Below are 2252 nucleotides of genomic sequence, written 5' to 3'. Positions count from 1 at the left end.
GGGCTCGGCGTCCGGGCCGGCCGCCTGCTCGGCCTTGCTGGCGAGGTCCCGCAGCCGCCGCCGGCCGGCCTGGACGGCGGCCTCCTGGCCGCGCCGCTGCTCGGCCAGCCAGGCCTCCACGTACTGGAACCGCTCGGTGTCGAACAGCCGCCGCAGCAGCTTGCCGCGCTCCTCCGAGTCGGCCTTGAGGAAGCGGGCGAAGTCGCCCTGCGGCAGCAGCACCACCTGGCAGAACTGCTCCCGGTTCATGCCGACCAGCCGGTGGATCTCCTCCCCGGCCTCCTGGTGCGACTTGCTGAGCCCCCGCCAGCCGGGCGTGCCGTCGCCCGTGTCGGCGACCCACTCGCGCAGCAGGGTCTGCGCCCGCTCCACGGTGGTGCCGGTGCCGACCTTCTTCGGCCGGCGCTGCTCCGGCAGCCGGGTGACCTGGAGCCGCCGCCCGCCGAGGGTCAGCTCCAGCTCCACCGAGGTCAGCCGCTTCGGGTCGGCGTGGTCGCTGCGCAGCCGGTTGGCCCGGCGCGCGCCCGGCGTCTCGCCGTACAGGGCGAAGCAGACCGCGTCCAGCACGCTGGTCTTGCCCGCGCCCGTGGCGCCGCGCAGCAGGAACAGCCCGCCGGCGGCGAGCGCGTCGAAGTCCACCGTCTCGCTGCCCGCGAACGGGCCGAAGGCGGTGACGGTGAGCTTGTGCAGCCTCATCGGGGCAGGTCCGCCTTCCGGTCGGTGGTCTCCCGGACGTGCTCGAAGCCCTCGCGCAGCCAGCCGAGCTCGTCCGGCTCCGGCTCGGCACCGGGGCGGACGTGCCGCAGGAAGCCCTCCGCGATCTCCAGGTCCCCGCGGCCGCTGACCCGCGCCGCGTACGACTGCGAGGGCTCGGCCTCGCTCCGCTCGGGGTCGAACAGCAGCTGGAGGGTGTGCGGGAAGCGGCGGCGCAACCGCTCCATCGGCTCGCTCGGCCGGGCCGCGTCGGTGAGCGTGGCCTGCACCCAGGACTGCTCGTGCTCGGCGTACCCCTCCTCGGTGAGCAGCGCGTCGAGGGTGCCGCGCAGCGTCGCCAGTCGGCGCGGCTCGGGGCAGCGGACGCGCTCCGCCGTCACCGAGCCATCGGCGGCCAGGTCGACCAGCCACATGGTCTTGCGCTGCTTCACCTCGGAGAAGGAGTAGGCGAGCGGGGAGCCGCTGTAGCGCAGGTGCGGGGCGAGCGTCTGGCAGCCGTGCAGGTGGCCGAGCGCCGCGTAGTGCACCCCGTCGAAGACCGACGCGGGTACGGAGGCGACGCCGCCGACCGCGATGTCCCGTTCGCTGTCGCTCGGCGCGCCGCCGGTGACGAAGGCGTGCGCCAGCACCACCGCCCGGGTGCCGGACGGGCGCGCCGCGAGATCCGCCCGGACCTGGTCCATCGCGGCGCCGAGCACCGCGGCGTGCCCGCCCTTCGCCAGCCCGAACCGCTCGCGGACCAGTGTCGGCTCCAGGTAGGGGAGCCCGTACACCGCCACCGGGCCGTGTACGTCCGCCAGCAGGACGGGCTCGGCGCACTCGCCCGGGTCGGTCCGCAAGTGGATGCCGGCCCGCCCGATCAGCCCCGCCCCGACGCCGAGGCGGCGGGCCGAGTCGTGGTTGCCGCTGATGAAGACCGTCGGCACCCCGAGGTCCGCCAGCCGGTGCAGCACGTCGTCGAACAGCGCGACCGCTTCCAACCCGGGCAGCGCCCGGTCGTACACGTCCCCCGCGACCAGCACGGCGTCCACGCCCTCGGACCGGACCACTTCCACCAGGTGGTCCAGGAAGGCGCGCTGGGCGTCGTGCAGGCTCTCCCGGTGGAACGAGCGCCCGAGATGCCAGTCGGAGGTATGCAGCAGTCGCATGGTCCCCGACCCTAACGCGCAGCACTGACAATCCCGCCCGGCCCGGTGGAAACCACACGTCCCGGAACTCCCGGGAGTTCCGGGGGGACGGCGGGCTGCGGGCGCCGTGCGGTGCCGGTGAGGGTGGCGCTGAGCTTGTTCGATTACTTGGGGTGAATTGTCAGTGGCTCTGTGTATGTTCCTCGGCGTCGGCCACCCCCGGTCGGGGCGGCCGACGAGGTCCGGAGTCGGGCGAGCGAGAAGGAGGAGTCATGACTGTCGTGCGGGAGTCGGTGTGCGAGGCGCTGGGCGCTGCGGTGGGGCGTCCGTCGCGGGGGCGGCGGCGGGTGCTGGTGATGGCCGGGCGGAGGCCGGGCGGCGGTGTCGGCGGGGTGTCGGCCGCCGGGCCCG

At 74.8% G+C, this 2252-nt stretch carries 2 protein-coding genes; both read right to left on the bottom strand.

All coding sequences use genetic code 11. The annotated features are described in order from the left end of the window. A partial coding sequence (locus tag AE652_RS39905) for an AAA family ATPase (protein ID WP_049660577.1) occupies positions 1–696 on the bottom strand: 696 nt, incomplete at its 3' end. Then, entirely contained in the window at positions 693–1862 is a 1170-nt protein-coding gene (locus AE652_RS39900) for an exonuclease SbcCD subunit D (RefSeq protein WP_049660576.1), read from the bottom strand. The genes AE652_RS39900 and AE652_RS39905, both read right to left, overlap by 4 nt. Positions 1863–2252: the final 390 nt, after the last annotated feature.

Origin of the sequence: Kitasatospora sp. MY 5-36, assembly GCF_001182915.1 — a bacterium.
GTDB lineage: Bacteria > Actinomycetota > Actinomycetes > Streptomycetales > Streptomycetaceae > Kitasatospora.
This window is presented reverse-complemented; position numbering and strand designations above follow the sequence as displayed.

Bases quoted from the DNA above. Each gene is read 5' to 3' on its own strand.
- AE652_RS39900 (WP_049660576.1), bottom strand. From the start codon at position 1,862: ATGCGACTGCTGCATACCTCCGACTGGCATCTCGGGCGCTCGTTCCAC.